1 pseudogene is annotated in these 361 nt (G+C 64.3%); it reads right to left on the minus strand.

Annotation, left to right across the window (positions count from 1 at the left end):
* Positions 1-70: 70 nt before the first annotated feature.
* Positions 71-361: pseudogene (locus EN807_RS35970) on the minus strand (hypothetical protein); the annotation flags it as partial.

The raw sequence follows: 361 nt of genomic DNA on the forward strand, positions 1-361 counted from the left end.
GGCAATTCCATCCAAGAAAAAGGGGCGGCTCATCGGCCGCCCCTTTTTCTCCAGAAGACGGAAGCGCTACCTACTGGACGGTAACCTCGGCGCGTTCGCCGGCCTTCACCGTCACCGGCGTCTCCTTGTCCTGGCCCTGGTCGGAGGCGTGGCGCACGACGACATAGTCGCCCGCCGGAATGGTCTGCTGCCAGCTGTCACCATAGCTTAGCCCAAGCGACTTGCGCTTGCCCTCGATGTCCTTCTTCGACGAAAGCACTTCGATCGAATAGGCGCCGGGCCCCGACATCGCCAGCACGCCGGCGTCGAGCGTCACCTTGACGTCCTGCTTGTCGCCGGCCTTGATGCTGACGGGCCGCCC

It is taken from the genome of Mesorhizobium sp. M5C.F.Ca.ET.164.01.1.1 (genome assembly GCF_004792125.1).
Taxonomy (GTDB): domain Bacteria; phylum Pseudomonadota; class Alphaproteobacteria; order Rhizobiales; family Rhizobiaceae; genus Mesorhizobium; species Mesorhizobium wenxiniae.